This is a genomic window from Xylophilus sp., from assembly GCA_009914555.1.
GTDB lineage: Bacteria > Pseudomonadota > Gammaproteobacteria > Burkholderiales > Burkholderiaceae_C > WNDY01.
Window position 1 is genome coordinate 25819 of the sequence record WNDY01000018.1, and the last position, 20960, is coordinate 46778.

General features: G+C 72.4%; 14 protein-coding genes and 1 other RNA gene. 9 read left to right on the forward strand and 6 right to left on the reverse strand.

What is annotated here, in order from left to right; translation table 11 throughout:
• Positions 1-138 precede the first annotated feature (138 nt).
• The gene (gene rho / locus GAK38_RS10320; protein ID WP_325343800.1) at positions 139-1401 is read right to left on the reverse strand and encodes a transcription termination factor Rho; all 1263 of its coding nucleotides are present in this window, start codon (positions 1399-1401) and stop codon (positions 139-141) included.
• Positions 1402-1646: 245 nt separating this feature from the next.
• Positions 1647-1982, reverse strand: a complete 336-nt coding sequence (gene trxA / locus GAK38_RS10325) for a thioredoxin TrxA (RefSeq protein ID WP_325343802.1) — start codon at positions 1980-1982, stop codon at positions 1647-1649.
• A 92-nt stretch (positions 1983-2074) separates the two neighbouring features.
• Between trxA and GAK38_RS10330 the strand changes: the two genes are divergently transcribed.
• The 3 genes from GAK38_RS10330 (at position 2075) to GAK38_RS10340 (ending at position 9495) form a co-directional block, all read left to right on the forward strand.
• Positions 2075-4684 carry a PD-(D/E)XK nuclease family protein gene (locus GAK38_RS10330; protein ID WP_443089189.1) on the forward strand — a complete coding sequence of 870 codons (2610 nt, stop codon included), beginning with the start codon at positions 2075-2077 and terminating at the stop codon, positions 4682-4684.
• A gap of 93 nt (positions 4685-4777) precedes the next feature.
• Positions 4778-8170: a UvrD-helicase domain-containing protein gene (locus GAK38_RS10335; RefSeq protein ID WP_325343806.1), complete on the forward strand. Its 3393-nt coding sequence runs from the start codon at positions 4778-4780 to the stop codon at positions 8168-8170.
• Positions 8170-9495 carry a TIGR03862 family flavoprotein gene (locus tag GAK38_RS10340; protein WP_325343808.1) on the forward strand — a complete coding sequence of 442 codons (1326 nt, stop codon included), beginning with the start codon at positions 8170-8172 and terminating at the stop codon, positions 9493-9495. Before GAK38_RS10335 ends, GAK38_RS10340 begins: the two co-directional genes overlap by 1 nt.
• A 30-nt stretch (positions 9496-9525) precedes the next feature.
• On the opposite strand, the gene ffs is transcribed toward GAK38_RS10340, so the two are convergent.
• Positions 9526-9621, reverse strand: an RNA gene (ffs, locus tag GAK38_RS10345) — signal recognition particle sRNA small type.
• 96 nt (positions 9622-9717) lie between these two features.
• On the opposite strand from ffs, the gene dnaX reads away from it, so the two are divergent.
• The 4 genes from dnaX (at position 9718) to GAK38_RS10365 (ending at position 14091) form a co-directional block, all read left to right on the forward strand.
• Positions 9718-11745, forward strand: coding sequence for a DNA polymerase III subunit gamma/tau (dnaX, locus tag GAK38_RS10350; protein ID WP_325343810.1), 2028 nt, complete (start codon positions 9718-9720; stop codon positions 11743-11745).
• Positions 11746-11818: 73 nt separating this feature from the next.
• Positions 11819-12142: a YbaB/EbfC family nucleoid-associated protein gene (locus GAK38_RS10355; RefSeq protein ID WP_325343812.1), complete on the forward strand. Its 324-nt coding sequence runs from the start codon at positions 11819-11821 to the stop codon at positions 12140-12142.
• A 176-nt stretch (positions 12143-12318) separates the two neighbouring features.
• Positions 12319-12918, forward strand: coding sequence for a recombination mediator RecR (gene recR, locus GAK38_RS10360; protein WP_325343814.1), 600 nt, complete (start codon positions 12319-12321; stop codon positions 12916-12918).
• 153 nt (positions 12919-13071) lie between these two features.
• Positions 13072-14091, forward strand: a complete 1020-nt coding sequence (locus tag GAK38_RS10365) for an ABC transporter substrate-binding protein (RefSeq protein ID WP_443089192.1) — start codon at positions 13072-13074, stop codon at positions 14089-14091.
• 16 nt (positions 14092-14107) lie between these two features.
• Here the strand turns inward: GAK38_RS10365 and GAK38_RS10370 are convergent, their stop codons facing one another.
• Both GAK38_RS10370 and gloB read right to left on the reverse strand, forming a co-directional pair.
• Positions 14108-15655 carry a transglycosylase SLT domain-containing protein gene (locus tag GAK38_RS10370; protein ID WP_325343818.1) on the reverse strand — a complete coding sequence of 516 codons (1548 nt, stop codon included), beginning with the start codon at positions 15653-15655 and terminating at the stop codon, positions 14108-14110.
• The gene (gene gloB / locus GAK38_RS10375; protein ID WP_325343820.1) at positions 15652-16443 is read right to left on the reverse strand and encodes a hydroxyacylglutathione hydrolase; all 792 of its coding nucleotides are present in this window, start codon (positions 16441-16443) and stop codon (positions 15652-15654) included. The genes GAK38_RS10370 and gloB overlap by 4 nt, the downstream gene beginning before the upstream one ends.
• Between gloB and GAK38_RS10380 the strand changes: the two genes are divergently transcribed.
• On the forward strand, positions 16442-17242 hold the full coding sequence (locus GAK38_RS10380; protein ID WP_325343822.1) for a class I SAM-dependent methyltransferase: 801 nt from the start codon (positions 16442-16444) through the stop codon (positions 17240-17242). The genes gloB and GAK38_RS10380 overlap by 2 nt on opposite strands.
• 57 nt (positions 17243-17299) lie before the next feature.
• On the forward strand, positions 17300-17761 hold the full coding sequence (gene rnhA, locus GAK38_RS10385; protein WP_325343824.1) for a ribonuclease HI: 462 nt from the start codon (positions 17300-17302) through the stop codon (positions 17759-17761).
• A gap of 35 nt (positions 17762-17796) precedes the next feature.
• Here rnhA and GAK38_RS10390 read toward each other — a convergent pair whose 3' ends face one another.
• Complete coding sequence (locus GAK38_RS10390; protein WP_325343826.1) at positions 17797-20856, reverse strand: diguanylate cyclase; 3060 nt, start codon at positions 20854-20856, stop codon at positions 17797-17799.
• Between the last annotated feature and the right edge of the window lie 104 nt (positions 20857-20960).

Genomic DNA, 20960 nt, shown 5'->3' on the forward strand with positions numbered 1-20960 from the left:
CCGTGCGGGCGGTGGACAACGGCGCGAGCACGCTGAGCAGAGTCGCGTTCGACGGCAAGGTGCATACGGTGGGCGGCAAGCTGCCCGGCAGCGCCGTTGCGCTCGGCCGGGGGGCCTTGCGCAGGAGGGGCTGCGGCGTCAGCCGCCGCGCCGCATCATGTCGAAGAAGTCCACGTTCGTCTTCGTGGCCTTCATGTTCTTGATCATGAGCTCCATCGATTCGATCTCGTCCATGTTGTACATGAACTGGCGCAGGATGCGGGTCTTCTGGAGGATCTCCTGCGGCAGCAGCAGTTCCTCGCGGCGGGTGCCGCTCTTGTTGAGTTCGATGGCCGGGAACACGCGCTTCTCGTAGAGGCGGCGGCTCAGGTGCACTTCGCTGTTGCCGGTGCCCTTGAACTCCTCGAAGATCACTTCGTCCATGCGGCTGCCGGTGTCCACGAGCGCGGTGGCGATGATGGTCAGCGAGCCGCCTTCCTCGACCTTGCGCGCCGCGCCGAAGAAGCGCTTGGGGCGCTGCAGCGCGTTGGAATCGACGCCGCCCGACAGCACCTTGCCGGAAGAGGGCACGACGTTGTTGTAGGCGCGGGCCAGGCGGGTGATGGAATCGAGCAGGATCACCACGTCCTTCTTGAGTTCGACCAGGCGCTTGGCCCGCTCGATCACCATCTCGGCCACGTGCACGTGGCGGGCGGCCGGCTCGTCGAAGGTGGAGGCGATGATCTCGCCCTTGACCGAGCGCTGCATCTCGGTCACTTCCTCGGGCCGCTCGTCGACCAGCAGCACCATGAGGTGCACGTCCGGGTGGTTGGCCGTGATCGCATGGGCGATGTGCTGCATCATCATCGTCTTGCCGCTCTTGGGCGGCGCGACGATCAGCGCGCGCTGGCCGCGGCCGATGGGGGCGATGATGTCGATGATGCGGCCGGTGATGTTCTCCTCGCCCTTGAAGTCGCGCTCGAGCTTGAGCTGCTCCTTCGGGAACAGCGGGGTCAGGTTCTCGAACATGACCTTGTGCTTGTTCTGCTCGGGCGGGCCGCCGCTGACCGCATCGAGCTTGGTCAGCGCGAAGTAGCGCTCCCCGTCCTTGGGAATGCGCACTTCGCCTTCGACCATGTCGCCGGTGTGCAGGTTGAAGCGGCGCACCTGCGAGGGCGAGATGTAGATGTCGTCAGTGCTCGCGGTGAAGCTCGTGTCGGGGCTGCGCAGGAAGCCGAAGCCGTCCGGCAGGATCTCGAGCACGCCGTCGGCGAAGACCTGCTCGCCGGCCTTCGCGCGCTTCTTGATGATGGCGAACATCAGCTCCTGCTTGCGCATCCGCCCGGTGTTCTCGATTTCAAGCTCTTCGGCCTGCTTGAGGACTTCGGACACGTGCAGTGCCTTGAGTTCGTTCAAATGCATGGAAACTACTCCTTCGGCGGAGTTCTTGTGAGAGTCAGGGGGAGGTTACCGAGGCGCTGCGCTGCGTGGCGCGGCCTGTTCACGGACAAAACCGGAGAACCCGAGCCCGGCGCCGATGCAGGCTACCGGGATGTCTGGCGCGGATTATGACAGGAAAATCGCGGAGGACGAAAGGGGATTTTTGCGCGGGACAGGGAGTATGCGCCGTCCAGGCCCGGGCGCAGGGGCCTGGCGGCGGATGCCGCTCAGGCGGCGAGCTGCTGGTCGAGGAACGCGGTGAGCTGGGCCTTCGACAGCGCACCGACCTTGGTGGCAGCGAGCTTGCCGTCCTTGAACAGCATCAGCGTGGGGATGCCGCGGATGCCGAACTTGGCCGGGATGTCGCGGTTCTCGTCCACGTTGAGCTTGGCGATCTGGAGCTTGTCCTGGTAGCCGGTGGCCACTTCGTCGAGGATCGGGGCGATCATGCGGCAGGGGCCGCACCATTCGGCCCAGTAGTCCACCAGCACGGGCTTGCTGGACTGGAGCACATCGGTCTCGAAGCTGGTGTCGGAAACGTGTTTGATCAGGTCGCTGGCCATGACGGAATCCTTTTGCTGGGGGTTGTCTGCTATGCAGCTAGAGTGGCGGCATTGTGACAGATACCAAGCACCACGACGGGGCCGCGCCGCCTATGCCCGGCATAGCCAAAGGCAATGAAAAACGGCCTGCGCAAGCTGATGCGCACCATGCCGAACGGCTCTGGCTGGACCCCCGCGATGGCGTGGTGGCGCAACTCGACGCCGTCTTCCAGCGCCACGGCGTGCATCCGGCGCACGTGGTCGTCCTCGTTCCCTACGCGCAGCTGCTGCCCATCGCCAGAGGGTATTGGGCGCGCCGCCATCCCGACGGCTTCGCGCCGCGCTTCGAGACGACGACGAGCTGGTCCACCGCGCTCGGCGCCGCGCCGCCTTCGGGCCTGGACGTGACCGGCGACATCGCCCACGACGCCTTGACCGCCCAGACCCTGCTGGAGCGTGCCGGCCTGGCCGACCAGGCCGCCGTGCTGGCCCCGGCCGTGGTCGAGGCCGCCCAGCAACTGCACCGCGTGGTCTGCGCCCATGCGCCGGACCGGCGCGAAGCCTGGGGCCAAAAGGCGCGCGAAGCCGTGGCCTTCGACGCCGGCGCGGCCGTGCTGGCCTACGAGGCCGCGGCCCAGCGCATCGCGCTCGAATGGGCGCTGGCCTCCGGCTGCCACAGCGACCTGCTCTTCAGCCCCGCCGCACGGGCCGGCGGTGTGCGCTGCCTGGTCGTGCTCGAAGGCCTGCGCGAAGAACCGCTGGCCGAAGCGCTGGCGCAGCACTGGGCCACGGTCGAGGGCGTCTGCCCGGTCGAGCGCATCCGGCTCAACCCCGATGCGATGCCCGCAGCCGCGGCCCGCCTGCATGCCTGCGCCGATGCCGAGGACGAAGCCGAGCGCGCCGCCGCCTGCGTGCTCGCCCGTGTGGCCGAGGGCGCCGTGCCGGTCGCGCTCGTCGCCATCGACCGGGCGCTGACCCGGCGCATCGGCGCGCTGCTCTCGTCCCGCGGCCTGGTGCTGCGCGACGAGAGCGGCTGGAAGCTCTCCACCACCCGCGCCGCCGCCGACGTGATGGCCGCGTTGCGCGCCTGTTCGCGCCAGGCCTCGGCCGACGACGTGCTCGACTGGCTCAAGAGCGCGCCCGCCCTGCGCGGCGGCCTGCTGCGCCAGCTCGAAGCCGCCCTGCGCCGCGACGGCGTGCGCCTGTGGCGCAGCTGGCGGCCGCCGCGCACCGAAGGCTTGGATGCGCTGCGCGAATTCGCCGAGCGCATCGACGGCCTGCGCGCCACGATGCAGTCCAGCCGTCCGCTGGCCGCATGGATCGGCGCGCTGCGCGGCCTGCTGCAGGCCGGCGGGCGCTGGGAATCGCTGACGACCGATGCCGCCGGCGGCAAGCTCGTTGCCACGCTGCGTCTGGACGACGGCGCAGCCGAGCGTTTCACCGCCGAACTGGCCGAGGGCATGTGGGCGGAGCGTGGCATGGGCCTGTCGGACTTCACTGCCTGGGTCAACCGCGGGCTGGAGGCTGTGAGCTTCCTGCCCGAGGCGCGCTGGCAGACCGTCGCCGCCCAGGTGCTGGTGCTGCCGCTGACCTCGCTGCTGGCCCGGCCCGTGGGCGCCGTCGTGCTGCCGGGCTGCGACGAGGTGCGGCTGCCCGCCGCGCCCGAGCCGCCGGGCGAATGGACGGCCGCCCAGCGCGCCGCCCTCGGACTGCCCACGCGCGAAATCCTGCAGACCGAAACGGCGCAGGCGTGGAAGCAGGCGCTGCTCGCGCCGTCGGTCGATCTGCTCTGGCGGGCCGGCGATGCCGGCGGCGAACCGCTGCTGGCAAGCCCCCTGGTGCTGGCTCTGCGTTCGCGCGCCGGCGCCGCCGTGCCGGGCGACGATCCGCGCGAGCGGCGCAGCGTGGCGCTGGCGCCCACCGTGCCGCCGCTGCCGCGCGGCGATGCGCTGCCGGTCGCCAGGCTCTCGGCCAGCGCCTATGAAGACCTGCGCAAGTGCCCGTACCGCTTCTTCGCGCTGCGCCAGCTCGGCCTGCAGGAGGCCGATGAACTCGATGCCGAAGTCGACAAGCGCGACTTCGGCATCTGGCTGCATGCGGTGCTGCGCAGCTTCCACGAGGGGCTGGCCGCCGACCCGTGCGACGACGCGCACGAGCGCCGCGCCCGCCTGGACGCGGCGGCGGACGAGGCCACGCGCCGCCAGGGCCTGGCGCCGGAGGAGTTCCTGCCGTTCGCCGCGAGCTGGCCGCAGGTGCGCGACGGCTACCTGGCCTGGCTGGCCGGCCACGAGGCCGCGGGCCTGCGCTTCGACCGCGCCGAGAGCTGGCACGACCAGCCGCTCGGCCCGGTCGCGCTCGTCGGCCAGATCGACCGGCTCGACAAGCGGGCCGAGGGCCTGCTGGTGATCGACTACAAGACCGAGAGCCTGGCGACCAGCCGCGACCGGGTGAAGAACCCGTCGGAGGACACCCAGCTCGCGTTCTATGCCGCGCTGGTGCCCGACGACACGCTGCGCGCCGCGTACGTCAACGTGGGCGAGCGCGGCGAGACCCAGTTCGTCGAACAGCCCGACGTGGTGGCCGCGCGCGATGCGCTGGTCGAGGGCATCCTGTCGGACCTGGGGCGCATCGCCGAAGGGCAGGCGATGCCGGCGCTCGGCGAAGGTGCGGTCTGCGACTGGTGCGCGGCGCGCGGGCTGTGCCGCAAGGATTTCTGGATGTGACCGGATGAAGATACTACCGGGTGGAAGGCGTCGCTGCGCAGAATGGAAGAGCGTATTGAGCCTATACTCCCACCTCCATTGCTTGAATCGCCGATGACCGCCGTCTTCGCCTACGAACACAACGGCCAGCGCGTGCCGCGCGAGGCGTTCTACGCCATCGCCTGCGACCCGCGCCGCAGCGTGGCGGTGGAGGCCTGCGCGGGTGCCGGCAAGACCTGGATGCTGGTCTCGCGCATCGTGCGCGCGCTGCTGGCCGGCTGCGCGCCGCACGAGATCCTGGCGATCACCTTCACCAAGAAGGCCGCGGGCGAGATGCGCGAGCGCCTGCACGAATGGCTCGCGGCCTTCGCGGCCACGGCCGACGACGCGGCGCTGGCGGGCGACCTGGCTGCGCGCGGCGTGCCGGCGGCCGAGATCACGCCCGCGCTCTGCGAGCGCCTGCGCGGGCTGGAGCAGGCGGTGTTCGCGGCCGGCCGGCCGGTGCAGATCCGCACCTTCCACAGCTGGTTCGCCGCGCTGCTGCGGGCCGCGCCGCTGGCCGTGCTGCAGCGGCTGGAGCTGCCGGCCGGCTACGAGCTGCTGCAGGACGACGCCGAGGCCGTCGCCCGCGTCTGGCGGCCGTTCCAGACCGCCGTCGTGGCCGATGCCGCGCTGCGCGCCGACTACGAGGCGGCCGTCGCCGCCCACGGCCGGCGGCAGGCGCACAAGGCGCTGGAGTCGGCGCTGGCGCGGCGCACCGAGTTCGCGCTGGCCGATGCCTGCGGCGTGGTCGATGCGTCCGTGCCCGATTGGCGGGCCGTCTGGCCCGACATGGCCGCGGCCGGCGACCGCCCGGCCGACTGGCTGCTCGCGCAGCGCGATGCGTTGGTCGCCGCATCGCGCGCGCTCGGCGCGGCCAGCGCGAAGACCTTCGCGCAAAAGGGCGCCGAACTGGAGCAGGCCGTCACCACGGGCGATGCCGCGGCCGTGGTCGATGCGCTCTTCACCGCCACCGGCGGGCCGCGCAAGTTCAGCGACAAGCTCGCCGGCATCGACGCGGTGCGCGCCGTGCAGGACTGCGTGCAGCGCTTCCGCGATGCCCAGGCCCAGCATGCGGCCTGGCAGCACCACCACCGCACCGCGCGGCTGGCGCGGACGCTGATTGCGGCCTACGTGCAGGTCAAGCACGACAACCGCTGGGTCGACATGAACGACGTCGAGCGCGCCGCCGGCCTCATGCTGTCCGACGAGGTGCTCGCCGGCTGGGTGCAGCAGAAGCTCGACGCGCAGGTCCGCCATCTGCTGGTCGACGAGTTCCAGGACACCAATCCGCTGCAGTGGCAGGCGCTGGCCGCGTGGCTCTCGGGCTACGCCGGCGCGGGCGGAGGGCGCGCGGCGCCCGGCGTCTTCCTCGTGGGCGACCCCAAGCAGAGCATCTACCGCTTCCGCCGCGCCGAGCCGCAGGTGTTCCGCGCGGCCCAGCGCTTCGTCGTGGACGAGCTGGGCGGCGACCGGCTCGCCTGCGACCACACGCGGCGCAATGGCCGGGCCGTCATCGCGCTGGTCAACGCGGCCATGGGCGCGGCCCAGGCAAAGGGCGAGTACGAAGGCTTTCGCGCCCACACCACCGAATCGGCGGCCGAGGGCGCGGTGCTGAAGCTGCCGCCGATCGGCCGGGCGGCCAAGGAGGAAGTAGAGGGCGCCGAGTCCGCACCCGCCTGGCGCGACAGCCTGACCACGCCGCGCGTGCTGCCCGAGGAAACCCTGCGCCACCGCGAATGCGCCCAGGCGGCGGCCTGGATCGTGGCCGAGATGGCCGCGCGCCGGCTGCCGGCGCGCGAGGTGATGGTGCTGTCGCGCCGCCGCGTCACGCTGTCGGTCATGCAGGACGCCCTGCGCGCCCACGGCATCGCCACGCAGCAGCCCGAGAAGACCGACCTCTGCGACGCGCCCGAGGTGCAGGACGTCGTCGCGCTGCTCGACGCGCTGGTGTCCACCGGCCACGACCTGTCGCTGGCGCGGGCGCTGCGCTCGCCGCTGTTCGGCCTCGCCGACGACGACCTGGTGCAGATCGCGCTGGCGCGCCGCCGCCGGAAGGAATCAAATACCCCTGGGGATACGATCTGGTTCCGCCTGCTGACCAATGGCTATGAAGATATACCCCGGCATCTTCACCACATCGGTCCGACGCTGCTGCGCTGGCGCGGCTGGCTCGCCGCGCTGCCGCCGCATGACGCGGTCGATGCGATCTATGACGATGGCGACGTGCTCGCGCGCTACGCCGCTGCGGCGCCCGCGGCCCTGCGCGAGACCATGCTGGCAAGGCTGCGCGCCGTGCCGGCCGCGGCGCTGGAACTCGACGGCGGCCGCTATGCCACGGCCTACCGCTTCGTGCGCGCGCTCAAGGCCGGCGGGCTTCCGGCGCCGGCGCGCGCCGATGCCGACGCCGTGCGGCTGCTGACGGTGCACGGCGCCAAGGGGCTGGAGGCGAGCCTCGTGCTGATGCTCGATACCGACCCCGCGCCGGCTGCGGCCGAGACCATGGGCGTGCTGGTCGACTGGCCGGGCGAGGCGGCAGGCCCCGTCTCCTTCGTCTTCTTCGCCAGCGAAGGCGCGCCGCCGCCGAGCGCGGCCGCCGCCATGGCGGCCGAGCGTCTGGCCCGCGGCCGCGAGGAATTGAACGGCCTCTACGTCGCCACGACCCGCGCCCGCCATGTGCTGGCGCTGTCGTCGGCCGTGCCGCACCGCGCCAGCGACGGCAGCTGGTGGCGCCGACTGGCCGACCTGGCCGTGCCGGCCGAGATCGCCGGGCCGTCCGCCGACACCACCTGCTGGCTGCCCGACGGCGACGCCGGCCCGGCCACGGTCACGCTGCCCGTCGTGCCCACGCTGCCGCCCGAACGGCTGGCGCAGCCGCCGGCCGAAGACCCGGTGGATGCGCCAGCCGCCGCCGATGCCGGCTCGGCGTCGGCCCGCATCGGCCTGGCGATGCACCGCCTGCTCGAATGGGCCGAGCGCGTGGACGGGCAGGGCGAACCCGACCCGGATGCGCGCCATCCCTCGCCCGTGCGGCTGCGCGCCGCAGCGCGTGAATTCGGGCTCGACAGCACGCAGGCCGACCAGGCCGCCCGGCTCGCGGCCGCCATCCTCGACGGCGACGGCGGCTGGGCCTGGAACCCGGCGCTGCTCGACTGGCAGGCCAGCGAGGTGCCGCTGGCCCATGCCGGCCAGCAGCTGCGCATCGACCGGCTGGTGCGCCGGCGCGACAGCGGCGAATGGTGGGTGCTCGACTACAAGTCCGCCGCCGCGCCCGAGCGCAAGCCCGAACTCATCGCGCAGCTGCAGACCTACCGCGCGGCCGTCCGCGCCGCCCGGCCGGGCGACGTGGTGCGCGCCGCCTTCCTGACCGGCCGCGGCACGCTGGTCGTGCTCGACGAGGCCGCCGCGGCGCCTCTTCCATCGGCATCTCCATCGGCCCGGCAGGCCGACCTGTTCTCCGAATCCTGATGACCTCTCCCCTGACTCCTTCCTCTGCGGTCGCCGTCGTCGGTGCCGGCCCGGCCGGCCTGATGGCGGCCGAAGCGCTGTCGGCCGCCGGGCTGCCCGTCGCCGTGTACGACGCCATGCCCTCGGCCGGGCGCAAGTTCCTGCTCGCCGGCCGCGGCGGGCTCAACCTGACCCATTCGGAACCTGCGGACGCCTTCGCCGCCCGCTTCGGCGCGCGCCAGGCCGAGGTCGGCGCCTGGCTCGCCGGGTTCGACGCCCAGGCGGTCCGCGACTGGGCCCGGGGCCTCGGCGTCGAGACCTTCGTTGGCACGTCGGGCCGCGTGTTCCCGCAGGACATGAAGGCCGCGCCGCTGCTGCGCGCCTGGCTGCACCGGCTGCGGTCGGCCGGCGTCGCGTTCCATATGCGCCACCGCTGGACCGGCTGGGCCGACGACGGCGCGCTGCGCTTTTGCGCGCCGGCCGGCGAGGCCGTCGTGCCGGCCGCAGCCACGGTGCTGGCCCTGGGCGGCGCGAGCTGGCCGCGGCTGGGCTCCGACGGCGCCTGGGTGCCGCTGCTCGAAGCCCGCGGCGTGCCGGTCGCGCCGCTGGTGCCGGCCAACTGCGGTTTCGACGTCGCCGGCCGGGCGCCGGCGGGCGAAGAAGCGGCCGAGTCGCGCCGCGACTTCCTCAAGGACCTGCTGGGCCGCGGCCCGACCACCGCGCCGGCCGCCGCCGGCTGGACGCCATTCTTCGCCGAGCGCTTCGCCGGCCAGCCGTTCAAGTCGGTGGCGATCCGCTTTGGCGACTTCGCACGGCGCGGCGAGTTCGTCGCCACCGCCACCGGCGTCGAGGGCAGCCTGGTCTATGCCGCCTCGGCTCTGCTGCGCGACGAGATCGCCCGCAGCGGCAACGCCACCTTCCACCTCGACCTGCTGCCCGGCCACACGCCCGAGCGCGTGCTGGCCGAGGTGCGCCATCCGCGCGGCTCGCGCTCGCTCGGCAGCCATCTGAAGAGCCGGCTCGGGCTCGACGGCATCAAGACCGCGTTGCTCCACGAACTGCTGCCGAAGGACGTGCTCGCGTCGCCCGACGCGCTGGCCGCCGCGATCAAGGCGCTGCCCGTCACGCTGGCCGCGCCGCGCCCGGTGGCCGAGGCGATCAGCACCGCCGGCGGCGTGCCGTTCGAGGCGCTCGACGCCAACGGCATGGTCGCCGCGCTGCCCGGCGTGTTCGTCGCGGGCGAGATGCTGGACTGGGAGGCGCCGACCGGCGGCTACCTGCTGACCGCGAGCCTCGCCAGCGGGGTGGCGGCGGCACAGGGCGTGCGCGCCTGGCTGGAGCGCTAGGCGCAGAAGAAGGAGAGAGGAGAGGGGAAGGTTGACGAGCCCGATCCTGGCACTGTATCCACGGTTAGGGCTGCTTGGTTCCCCACCTGACCCGGTTGGCCGCTTCCCCATGCAGGGGGGCCCGTCAACTGGCGATTGTACCCGCGGATCGGAGCCGCCGCGGCGAAGCGACCCCACGAAGCGCAGGCCGCAGGGTTCCGCGCACCCGTAGAATCCGGCCCCATGTCCTATGTCGTGCTCGCCCGCAAATACCGTTCCAGGAACTTCTCGGAGATGGTGGGCCAGGAGCACGTGGTGCAGGCGCTGACCAATGCGCTCACGCAGCAGCGGCTGCACCATGCCTACCTCTTCACCGGCACCCGCGGCGTGGGCAAGACCACGGTCTCGCGCATCCTGGCCAAGGCGCTCAACTGCCAGGGCCCGGACGGGCACGGCGGCATCACCGCCACGCCCTGCGGCGTCTGCCAGGCCTGCCGCGACATCGATGCGGGCCGCTTCGTCGACTACACCGAGCTCGACGCGGCCTCCAACCGCGGCGTGGACGAGGTACAGAGCCTGCTGGAGCAGGCGGTCTACAAGCCGGTCGCGGGGCGCTTCAAGGTCTTCATGATCGATGAGGTGCACATGCTCACCAACACCGCGTTCAACGCGATGTTGAAGACGCTCGAAGAGCCGCCGGAGTACCTCAAGTTCGTACTGGCCACGACCGATCCGCAGAAGGTGCCGGTCACCGTGCTGAGTCGCTGCCTGCAGTTCAACCTGCGGCCGATGGCGCCCGACACGGTGCAGCAGCACCTGGCACACGTGCTGGCCAGCGAAGGCGTGGAGGCCGAGCCGCAGGCGCTGCGGCTGCTCTCGGCTGCTGCGCGCGGATCGATGCGCGACGCGCTGTCGCTGACCGACCAGGCGATCGCCTTCGGCTCCGGCCGGCTGCAGGAGGCCGCAGTGCGGCAGATGCTGGGCAGCGTCGACCGCAGCTACGTCTTCCGCCTGGTCGAGGCGCTGGCGCAGGGTGACGGCCGCACGGTGGTCGAGACGGCCGAGGCGCTGCGCGTCAATGGCCTGTCGGCCGCCTCCACGCTGGAGGACATGGCGGCGCTGCTGCAGCGCATGGCCGTGCTGCAGGCCGTGCCCCAGCTCGCCGCCAGCGCCGATCCGAACGACGCCGAGGCGGCCGGGACCGCGCGTCTGGCCGCGCTGCTGCCGGCCGACGAGACGCAGCTGCTCTACAGCATCGCGCTGCACGGCCGCGGCGAGTTGGGACTGGCGCCGGACGAATACGCCGCGCTCACGATGGTGCTGCTGCGGCTGCTGGCCTTCAAGCCGGGCGCTGCAGCCTCGGGCGACGCCGCCCCGGCTGAAAAAAAAACTCTGACGCGGCCTGAACCAGCGCCGGTCGAGGCCCCGCCGCCCCGCGTGGCCGCCGCCACGCCGCTACCTGCACCCACTGCCGCGCCGGCGCCCGTCGCGGCGCCGGCCCGCCGGCCGGCGTCACCGCCGCCCGCACCGGCTGCGCCCCCTGCGCCGGCCGCCGATGCCGGCGAGCCGCCGCCGTGGGACGCGGTGCCGGACGACGACGCCTCTGCGGCCGACGAGCCGCCGCCCTGGCCCGACGACGATCCGGGCCTGCCGCCGGTGCGTGATGCGGTGGCCGTCAGCCCGCGCCCGGTACCGCCCGCGGTGGCCCAGCGCGCCGGAACGGCCCTGCCAGTGCTGGAGCGTCCGCTCCCTGCGGGCCAGGAACAACGGCCCGCCGCCGCGCCGGTCATCGCCGTGCCGGTGCGGGTGCAGCCCGAGCCGGGCGTGCGCACGAAGCCCGTCTACGAGCCGGGCGGCGCGCCGCGGCCGCCGGTCGAATTCACGCAGACGGCCGAAGGCGACTTCTGGCATGCGACCGTGCAGCAGCTCGTCGCCTCCGAGGCCATCGCCGCCCTGGTGCGCGAGCTGGCCCTGCAGTCGCAGCTCATCGGACGCCAGGGCAGCCACTGGACGCTGCGGGTCGACCGCGAGACCCTGGCCCAGCCCACCACGCAGGAGCGCCTGCGCAAGGCGCTCGCCGCCGCCGGTCTGGCCGAGCGGCTCACGGTGGAGATCGGACCGGTCACCGACTGCCCGGCCCGCCGCAACGCCGCCGCGGCCCAGGCGCGGCAGCGCCGCGCCGAGGAGATCGTGCTCGGCGACCCCGGGGTCCAGGCGCTGATCCGCGACTGGGATGCCCGCATCATCCCAGGGAGTATCAAGCCACTGTGAGCGCACTGTGCTCGATCTGGCTTACTACCCACCCCAGTATTTCATCGAAACCCAATCGAAAAAGGAACCCGCCATGTTCAACAAGGGACAGCTCGCCGGCCTCATGAAGCAGGCCCAGGCCATGCAGGACAACCTCAAGAAGGCGCAGGACGAACTCGCGCTGATCGAGGTCGAGGCCGAATCGGGCGCCGGTCTGGTCAAGGTCGTCATGACCTGCAAGCACGACGTCAAGCGCATCACCATCGATCCCAGCCTGCTGGCCGACGACAAGGACCTGCTGGAGGACCTGGTCGCCGCCGCCTTCAACGCCGCAGTGCGCAAGGCCGAGGAGACCAGCCAGGAGAAGCTGGGCAAGCTGACCGCCGGCCTGCCGGGCGGCCTGAAATTCCCGTTCTAGATGGAGACAACCTCCCGAGCAGCTTCGCTGCCTATCCCTTCTCTCCACGCGCGTTGCGCTTCGGGAAGGGGGGCGACGCCAGCGCGGCGGGGCGGCCCTTGCGCGGCGGCCGCTGGCCTCGGCCGCAATGGCTTTGGCGCCGGTCGTCCTTGCGGACGCCTGGGCAGAGGATAGGCATGGCCAGGCCGGAGCGCGTCGACGGGATCGATACGCTGGTGCAGGCGCTGCGGCGGCTGCCCGGCGTGGGCATCAAGTCGGCCCAGCGCATGGCCTTCCACCTGCTGCAGCACGACCGCGGCGGCGCCGAGCAGCTGTCGCAGGCGCTGCATCACGCGGTGCAGTCGATGCACCACTGCCAGCGCTGCCACACCTTCACCGAGGCCGAGATCTGCGCCGTCTGCAGCGATCCGCAGCGCGATGCGGCCAAGCTCTGCGTGGTCGAGACGCCGGCCGACCAGGCGGCGCTGGAGCGCACCGGCGCCTACCAGGGGCTGTACTTCGTGCTCATGGGCAAGCTCAGCCCGCTCGACGGCATCGGCCCGGCCGAGATCGGCCTCGGCCAGCTGCTGGAGCGCGCCTGCGACGGCACGGTGCAGGAAGTCATCCTCGCCACCAACTTCACCGCCGAGGGCGAGGCCACGGCCCACGTCATCGGCGAGGCGCTGAAGGCGCGCGGCCTGCGGGTCACGCGGCTCGCGCGCGGCGTGCCGGTGGGCAGCGAGCTGGAGTACGTGGACCTGGGCACCATCGCCCATGCACTCGTCGACCGGCGCTGACCGGCCGGCCCGCAGCGGCGCCAGCGGGGCGGCGCGCCCGGAGGCTGGCACCGATGCGCCGTCGGCGCGGGGCGGCTATCGTGCGTTGAGCATCGACCATCGCTTCCTTTGCGCCGCTCGCCCTTGACCGCTACCGAATCCTCTGCGCCGGCATTGCTGTCCCGCCGCGCCGCCGGCATCGCCGCCGCGCTGTCGCTCGCGCCGCTGCGCGCCCAGCCCCGGCCCGAGAAGACCGCGCCGACGATCGCCGTCGGCGGCAGGGCGGCCTTCTACTACCTGCCGCTCACCATCGCGGAGCGGCTCGGCTTCTTCCGCGACGAAGGGCTGGACGTGCACATCGCCGACCATGCGGGCGGAGCGCCGGCATTGCAGTCGGTGTTCGCCGGGCAGGCCGACGTCTGCGCCGGCGCGTTCGAGCACACGCTCAGCCTGCTGCTGCGCAGCCAGCCGTTTCGGGCCTTCGTGCAGCTGGGGCGGGCGCCGCAGATCTCGGTGGGCATCTCCCATCTCGGGGGCCGCGGTCCGCGCCAGGCGGAAGACCTGCGCGGCCGCCGCATCGGCGTGTCGGCGCCGGGCTTGTCGACCAACCTCGTGGCGCGCATGCTGCTGGTCCGGGCCGGCGTGCCGCAGGAGGAGGTCGCCTTCGTCGGCGTGGGCACCGGCGCCGCGGCGCTGGAGGCGCTGCGCGGCCGCCGCATCGACGCGATCAGCAACACCGACCCGGTGATGACGGTGCTGGAGCAGCGCGGCGAGGTGCGCATCGTGGGCGATACGCGCACCCTGCGCGGCACGCAGACGCTGTTCGGCGGCGCCATGCCGGGCGCCTGCCTCTATGCGCCGCAGCGCTTCCTGCGCGACAACCCAGTCACGGCGCAGGCGTTGGCCAACGGCGTGGTCCGTGCGCTGAAATGGCTCCAGACTGCCGGCCCGAGCGACCTGGTGCGCGCCGTTCCGGAGGCCTACATGCTCGGCGACCGGGCGCTGTACCTGGCCGCCTTCGGCAAGGTGCGCGAGGCGTTCTCGCTCGACGGCCTGCTGGCGGAGGACGGCGCCCGCACCGCGCTGTCGGCGCTCGCGCGCTTCGAGCCCGCATTCTCGGCCACGCGCATCGACCTGCGGCAGGTCTATACCAACAGCTTCGCCGCCAAGGCGAAAGCGCGCTACCAGGCCTGAGCGCGCCGCCCGGGCATCAGCGCTTCTTCTTCGGCGATGCGGCCGCCGGCCGCGACGCGGTCTGCTTCGTTGCGCGGGCCGGCACCTTGGCCGTGGCGCGATGGGCCGGTGCGCCGCGCGTCGCGCGTGCGGCTGGCGCGGCAGCCTGCACCGGCAGGTAGACCACGACCTGCTCGCCGTGGCGGAACCAGGCGGTGGGCTTCACGTCGTTCCAGCTGGCGACGTTGGCCGGGCTCACGCGGTAGCGGCGCGCCACGCTGGCCACCGATTCGCGCTTGCCGGCCTTGACCACGGTGCGGCGGGTGACGATCTCGGGCGCCAGCGCCAGCCGGCCGTTGTCGGCCACTTCGCCGGGCACGTCGGCGTCCATCTTGGCCGAGCGCGGAACGATCAGCGTCGAGCCGGCCTTGATCAGCATGCGCGGCGGGATGGCGTTGGTGCTGCGCAGGGCGGCTTCGCTCATGCTCACGCGCTGCGCGGCCTGGGCCACGGTCATCGTCGTGGGCGCGGTCCAGGCCGTCCAGCTCGCGTACTGGCCGTCCTTGTAGGCGTCGAAGTTGCGCTGGAAGATGCGGGCGTTGTCCCAGGGCAGCAGGATCTGCGGCGTGCCGGCGGCCAGGATCACCGGGCGATGGGCGGCCGGGTTGAGCGCGCGGAAGTCCTCGATGCGCACGTCGGCCAGCCGGGCGGCCAGCGCCACGTCGATGTCGCGGTTGATCTCCACCGTCTGGAAGTAGGGATGGTTCTCGATCGGCGGCAGCTCGGTGCCGAACGCGGCCGGGTTGGCCACGATGTTCTTCACCGCCTGCAGCTTGGGCACGTAGTAGCGGGTCTCGTTGGGCATGTTCAGCTCGCTGTAGGAGGTGCCCAGGCCCAGCTTCTGGTTGCGCGCGATGGCCCGGCTCACGCTGCCTTCGCCCCAGTTGTAGGCGGCCAGCGCGAGCTGCCAGTCGCCGAACATGCCATAGAGGCGCTGCAGGTAGTCGAGCGCGGCACGGGTGGAGGCGATCACGTCGCGCCGGTCGTCGCGGAACATGTTCTGCTTGAGCTGGAAGTCGCTGCCGGTGGCCGGCATGAACTGCCACATGCCTGCGGCCTTGGCGCTGGAGACCGCCTGCGGGTTGAACGCGCTCTCGATGAACGGCAGCAGCGCCAGCTCGGTGGGCATGCCGCGCACCTCGAGTTCCTCGACGACGTGGAACAGGTACTTGCTGGAGCGCTCGGTCATGCGCTGGATGTAGTCGGGGCGCGTGGCGTACCACTGTTCGCGGTCGTGCACCAGATCGTTGTCGAGGTCGGGCATCGCGAAGCCGCGGCGGATGCGGTCCCAGAGGTCGGCCGGCGCCGAGGCCGAGAACACGCCCATGTTGGACGCCTGCTGCGCCGTGATCGGGCGCAGCGGGCCGTTGTAGACGATCGGTTTATGGGATGGGGTATCGTTTCCGGGTGCACTGCCTGCGGGCGCTTGGGAGGTATTCTCCCCCGGGGTATGTTGGACACTGGTGTTGGCGCAGCCCGTGAGGGCGACGGCGGCGGCGAGCGCCGCGGCGTGCATCAGCTTCATTGAAATGTGTTCTTCCATTGGCGCAGCGCCGCGAACACGGACACTGCATCGTTTGGGGACACCTGCGCGTCGAAGCCGCGGGCCGCACCGGCCACCGTGGCTTCGCGCGTGCGCAGGAAGGGGTTGATGGCGCGTTCGGTCGCCAGCCGCGCGGGCAGCGTGGGCAGCCCGCCGGCGCGCAGTTCGTGGCAGCGCGCCGAATACTGGAGCAGTTCGGCGTTGCCGGGTTCCACGGCACGCGCGAATTTCAGGTTCGAAAGTGTGTATTCGTGGGCGCAGCAGACCCGCGTGTCGCCGGGCAGCGCGGCCAGGGCGTCGAGCGAGGCCTGCATCTGGGCCGGCGTGCCCTCGAAGAGCCGGCCGCAGCCGGCCGAAAACAGCGTGTCGCCGCAGAACAGCACCGGCGTGCCGGCCGCATCGGGCAGGGCGGGTGCGTAGTAGGCGATGTGGCCGGCCGTGTGGCCCGGCACGTCGATCACGGCGAAGGGCACGCCGAGCACCTCGACGCGGTCGCCGCCGGCCAGCGGCACGAAGGGCACGGCGATCCTGTACTGCTCGCGCGCCGGGCCCCACACGGGCGCGCCGGTGGCCTCGCGCAGCGCGGCCACGCCGCCGACGTGATCCCGGTGGTGGTGGGTGACTAGAATGCCCGCAAGCCGCAGCCCGCGCTGGGCGAGCGCGTCGAACACCGGCTGCGCGTCGCCCGGATCGACCACGACGGCCTGGCCTGCCGCGTGCAGCATCCAGATGTAGTTGTCGGCGAAGGCGGGCAGCGGTAACAAGTCCATGAGCGCCGAAATTATAGGTTTGCACCCCTGGTTCGACACCCCCTCCGGCCGGCACCTGCTGGCCTGGGAGCAGGACCGCTTCGACGAGGCGGTCGCCGACATCTTCGGCTACCACGGGCTGCAGCTCGGCCTGCCGGGCTGCCAGGCGCTGCGCGCCAACCGCATGCCGCACCGCTGGCTGGCGGTGGAAGACCCGGCGGCCGTGGCCGCGGCGGGCGCGCAACTGGCCATCGACTTCGCCGCGCTGCCCTTCGGGCCGGCCAGCCTCGATCTGGTGGTGCTGCCCCACACGCTCGAATTCAGCGCCGATCCGCACACCACGCTGCGCGAGGTGGAGCGGGTGCTGGTGCCCGAAGGCAAGGTGGTCATCAGCGGCATCAACCCGGCCAGCCTCTGGGGCCCGCGCGAGCGGCGCGCGCGCCTGTGGCGGCGCCTGGGCGCACCGGCGCAGCCCTATCTGCCGCAGTCCGGCGGCTCGATCGGCTACTGGCGGCTGCGCGACTGGCTGGGGCTGCTGTCGTTCGAGGTGGAATCGGCCCGCTTCGGCTGCTATGCGCCGGCCGTGCGCAGCGCGCGCTGGATTGAGCGCTTCGGCTGGATGGAAGGGCTGGGCAGCCGCTCGTGGCCGATCTTCGGGGCCGGCTACTTCATCGTGGCGACCAAGCGGGTGCAGGGCCTGCGGCTGATGGAGCCGGGCTGGAAGACCGCGGCCGCCGCCGCGCTCGCTCCGGCCGCCGTGCCGGCGGTGAACCGCGGGCGCCGCGAGACGCTCACGCAGCGCACCCCGTGCGGCCGCTGACGGCTGACGGCCGCGCGAGCGGCTATGCTCGCGGGCTTTGCGCAGACGAAGCTTTCCATGCCAACTCCGATCGAGATCTACACCGACGGCGCCTGCAAGGGCAATCCGGGCCCCGGCGGCTGGGGCGTGCTGATGCGCGCCGGCACCGCCGAGAAGGAGTTGTTCGGCGGCGAGCTCGGCACCACCAACAACCGCATGGAGTTGACCGCGGTGATCGAGGCGCTGGCTGCGCTCAAGCGGCCCTGCGAGGTCGACCTCTATCTCGACAGCGAATACGTGCGCAAGGGCATCACCGAGTGGGTGCGCAACTGGAAGGCGCGCGGCTGGCGCACCTCCACCGGCGCACCGGTCAAGAATGTCGAGCTCTGGCAGCGGCTCGACGCCCTGGTGGCCACCGGCGGCCACAAGATCGACTGGCACTGGGTGCGCGGCCACGCGGGCAACGCCGGCAACGAGCGCGCCGACCTGCTGGCCAACCGCGGCGTTGACCAAGCACTCGGACGTATCCGGGGGGTATAGGGCTATAGCGCGCTTCATCCGCGCGCTGTGGATATTTACACCAGGGTGTATGGTAGCCGGCCCGGGCGCGACATGCCCATGCCCGGCACCCAGGCGGTGACGCGGTTGCGTCCGGCGTGCTTGGACTGGTAGAGCGCGGCGTCGGCCTGGGCCAGACAGGTGTCGGGGCCGACCGTGTCGCGGTCGAGCACGCTGGAGCCGAAGCTCACGGTATAGGCGATCCGGCCGGCGCCAGTGGCCACGGGCGCGGCGGCGATGGCCAGCCGCAGCCGCTCGGCCAGCGCGGCGCCGTCGGCGGTGCTGGTGCCCGGCAGCAGGACCGCGAACTCCTCGCCGCCGAGGCGGCCGGCCAGGTCGCCGCGCCGCAGCTCGCGGCCCAGGAGCGAGGCCAAGTGGCGCAGTACCTCGTCGCCCGCGGCATGGCCCCAGGTGTCGTTGACGCGCTTGAAGTGGTCGATGTCGAGCATGAGGACCACGGCCGCCGGCTCGCGGCCGCCGCGCACGGCGTCGTACTCCTGCTGCAGCCGCAGCATGAACGCGCGTCGGTTGGGCAGGCCGGTGAGGGTGTCGGTGGTGGCCAGCCGTTCCAGCTGCGACTCGCGCTGGCGCCGCGCGGTCACGTCGCGCACGATCGAGAGCCGGCCCAGCCGCAGGCCGGGCGCGTTCAGCGCGATCTGGTCGATCTCCAGCACCGTGCCGCCGGGCAGCTGCACCTCCAGCCCCAGCCGGTCGCCGTCGGCGGGCGCGTCGGCCAGCAGCAGCGCCGCAGCCTCGGCCGGCAGGCGCCGGACGAGCGCATCGCGCGGACCGTCGGCCAGAGCGGTCGGGTCGATGTCCAGCCGCAGCAGCCGGCAGAGCAGGGCGTTGGCGGCGACGATGCGGCCGCCATCGGGGTCGTCCAGCAGCACGCCGCCGGGGAAACGGGCGATCAGCGCGCTCAGCCGCTGCTGCGCCAGCGACAGCGCGGCCTGCGCATGGTGGCGCTCGGTGGTGTCGAACAGCGTCCAGATCACGTCGCCGTCGGGGTCGTCCGGATCGAGCAGCGAGCCATGGGCCTCGAACCAGCGCAGCCCGCCGCCGCGCACCCGTAGCTGCACCTCGCGCTGGACCCAGCCGCGGCTGCGCAGCAGGGCATAGTCCTGGCCCAGGGTCTCGAAACCCCCGTCGTCGGGATGGATGGCGCGGAAGTTCTGGCCGACCAGCGGCTCGCCCGGCGTGGCGAAGGCCTGTTCTGCGCGCTCGTTGGCATGCAGGATCCGCCGCTCGGGCGAGGCCACGAAGATCACCGCGCTGCTCTGGTCGAGCAGCGCGCGCACGAGGTGCTCGGACTCGACCCGCGCGCTGATGTCGCTGTGGGTGCCCAGCATGCGCAGCGGCCGGCCGCCGGCGTCGCGCTCGGTGACCTCGCCGCGCGACTCGATCCAGCGCCAGCCGCCCTCGGCGGTGCGCAGTCGGACTTCGGTGCGGTAGTCGCGGCCCTCCTCGAAATGGCCGCGCAGGTCGGCCTGCAGCCGGTTGAGGTCGCGCGGATGCACCAGCGCGGCGAAGGCGGCGAATGCGTGGATGAAGTCCTCGCCCTCGTAGCCCAGCATCGCGTAGCAGCGCGCGTCCAGGCGGACCACGTCGTCGGCGACGTTCCATTCCCACAGGCCGTCCTGCACCGCGTCGACCGTCAGGCGCAGGCGCTGCTCGCTGTCGCGCAGCGCCTCGCCGACCGCGTGCTCGACGGTCACGTCGTGCAAAAAGCCGTGCCAGAGCACGCCGCCCTCGGGGATGCGCTCGGGGTTGGCATGGCCGTGCACCCAGCGCACCTCGCCGTCGGCCAGCCGCAGGCGGTATTGGTGGTCCCAGCCCACAAGGTCGCGCGCCGACGCGGCGATGGAGGCGACCAGCCGCCGCACATCGTCGCGGTGCACCAGCCGCAGCAGCGCGCGGCCGGTGAAGGGGCCTGCGCCCAGCCGGTGCAGTGCACCGAGGCCGGGGCTGGCGAACGGGAAGTCGAGCGCGCCGTCGGACCGCAGCCGCGCCTGGAACAGCGCGCCGGGCACCTGGGCCACGAGCTTGTGCAGCCGCACTTCGCTGGCGGCCAGCAGTTCGCGGCTGCGCCGGCGCTGCCAGCCGAGCCAGGCAACCAGCAGGGCGCCGGCCACCACCACCACGGTGCCGATCGCGCTGCGCACCTTGCTGGCGTGCAGCACCGGCTCCAGCGGCGCCATCGCGGCGCTGCGGTCCAGCCCAGCGCTCACCACCATCGGATAGCCCTGCGTGCGGCTCCAGGCGTAGTAGCGGCGCACGCCGTCCACGGTGGCCGTCACCTCGTAGTTGCCGTGGCTGTTGTGCCGATCGGTCAGCAGGCTGCGGCCGGCCGGCAGCACCGAGCCGAGCACCTCGGCGTCCTTGGTCGACCGCGCGAGGTAGACGCCGTCGTCGCGCACCAGCAGCGCCACGTCGTTGGGCTGGTCGAACACCTCGCGGAAGAAGCCCGAGAGGTAGGACGGCGAGACCGACAGGATCACGATGCCGGCGAATGCGCCGTCGTGCTCGATGGCGCGGGTGATCGGAATGCCCCAGCGCTTCGACACCCGCCCCAGCACGGGCCGGCCGACGTACATCGCGCCTGCCGCCACCTGCCCGCTGGCATGCACCGCGAAATGCTCGCGGTCCGTTACATTGGCGGGCACCGGCGGCCGCCCGCCGGTCAGGTTCGAATAGACCACGTCGCCCTGGGCATCGACGATCGCCACCTGCTGCACCGCACCGCGGGGAAAGGTCTCCTCGATCGAATGCACCGCGAGCAGGAAGGCGGCCTGGTCACCAGCCTCGTAGCTCGCCGTCAGGTTGCGCGTGGTGTAGTCCAGCCCCGAGAACAGCGTGCTGACCTGCGTGGCCAGCGCCCGCGCCACCTGGCCGACGCGCAGCTGTGTCTGCTCCTGCAGATGCGCACGCTGGGTCTGGTGGCCGTCGAGCAGCGCCATCCAGTAGAGCGCGCAGCCCGCGCCGACGACCGACAGGCCCGCGGCCGTGCGCCAGGCCGCGCGCGAGAGCGCCGGCATCCGCAGGGACGGTGGCAGGCGCGGAAAGGCGGGCGGTTTCATCGTGTTCGTGCGGCGGGCCGTGGTCCACCTGCGCCTTCGGCTGCGGTGCGAGCGCCTTCGGGCGGCCGGGCGGCGTGCGATATCGAAGCACCTGCGCCTCCGGC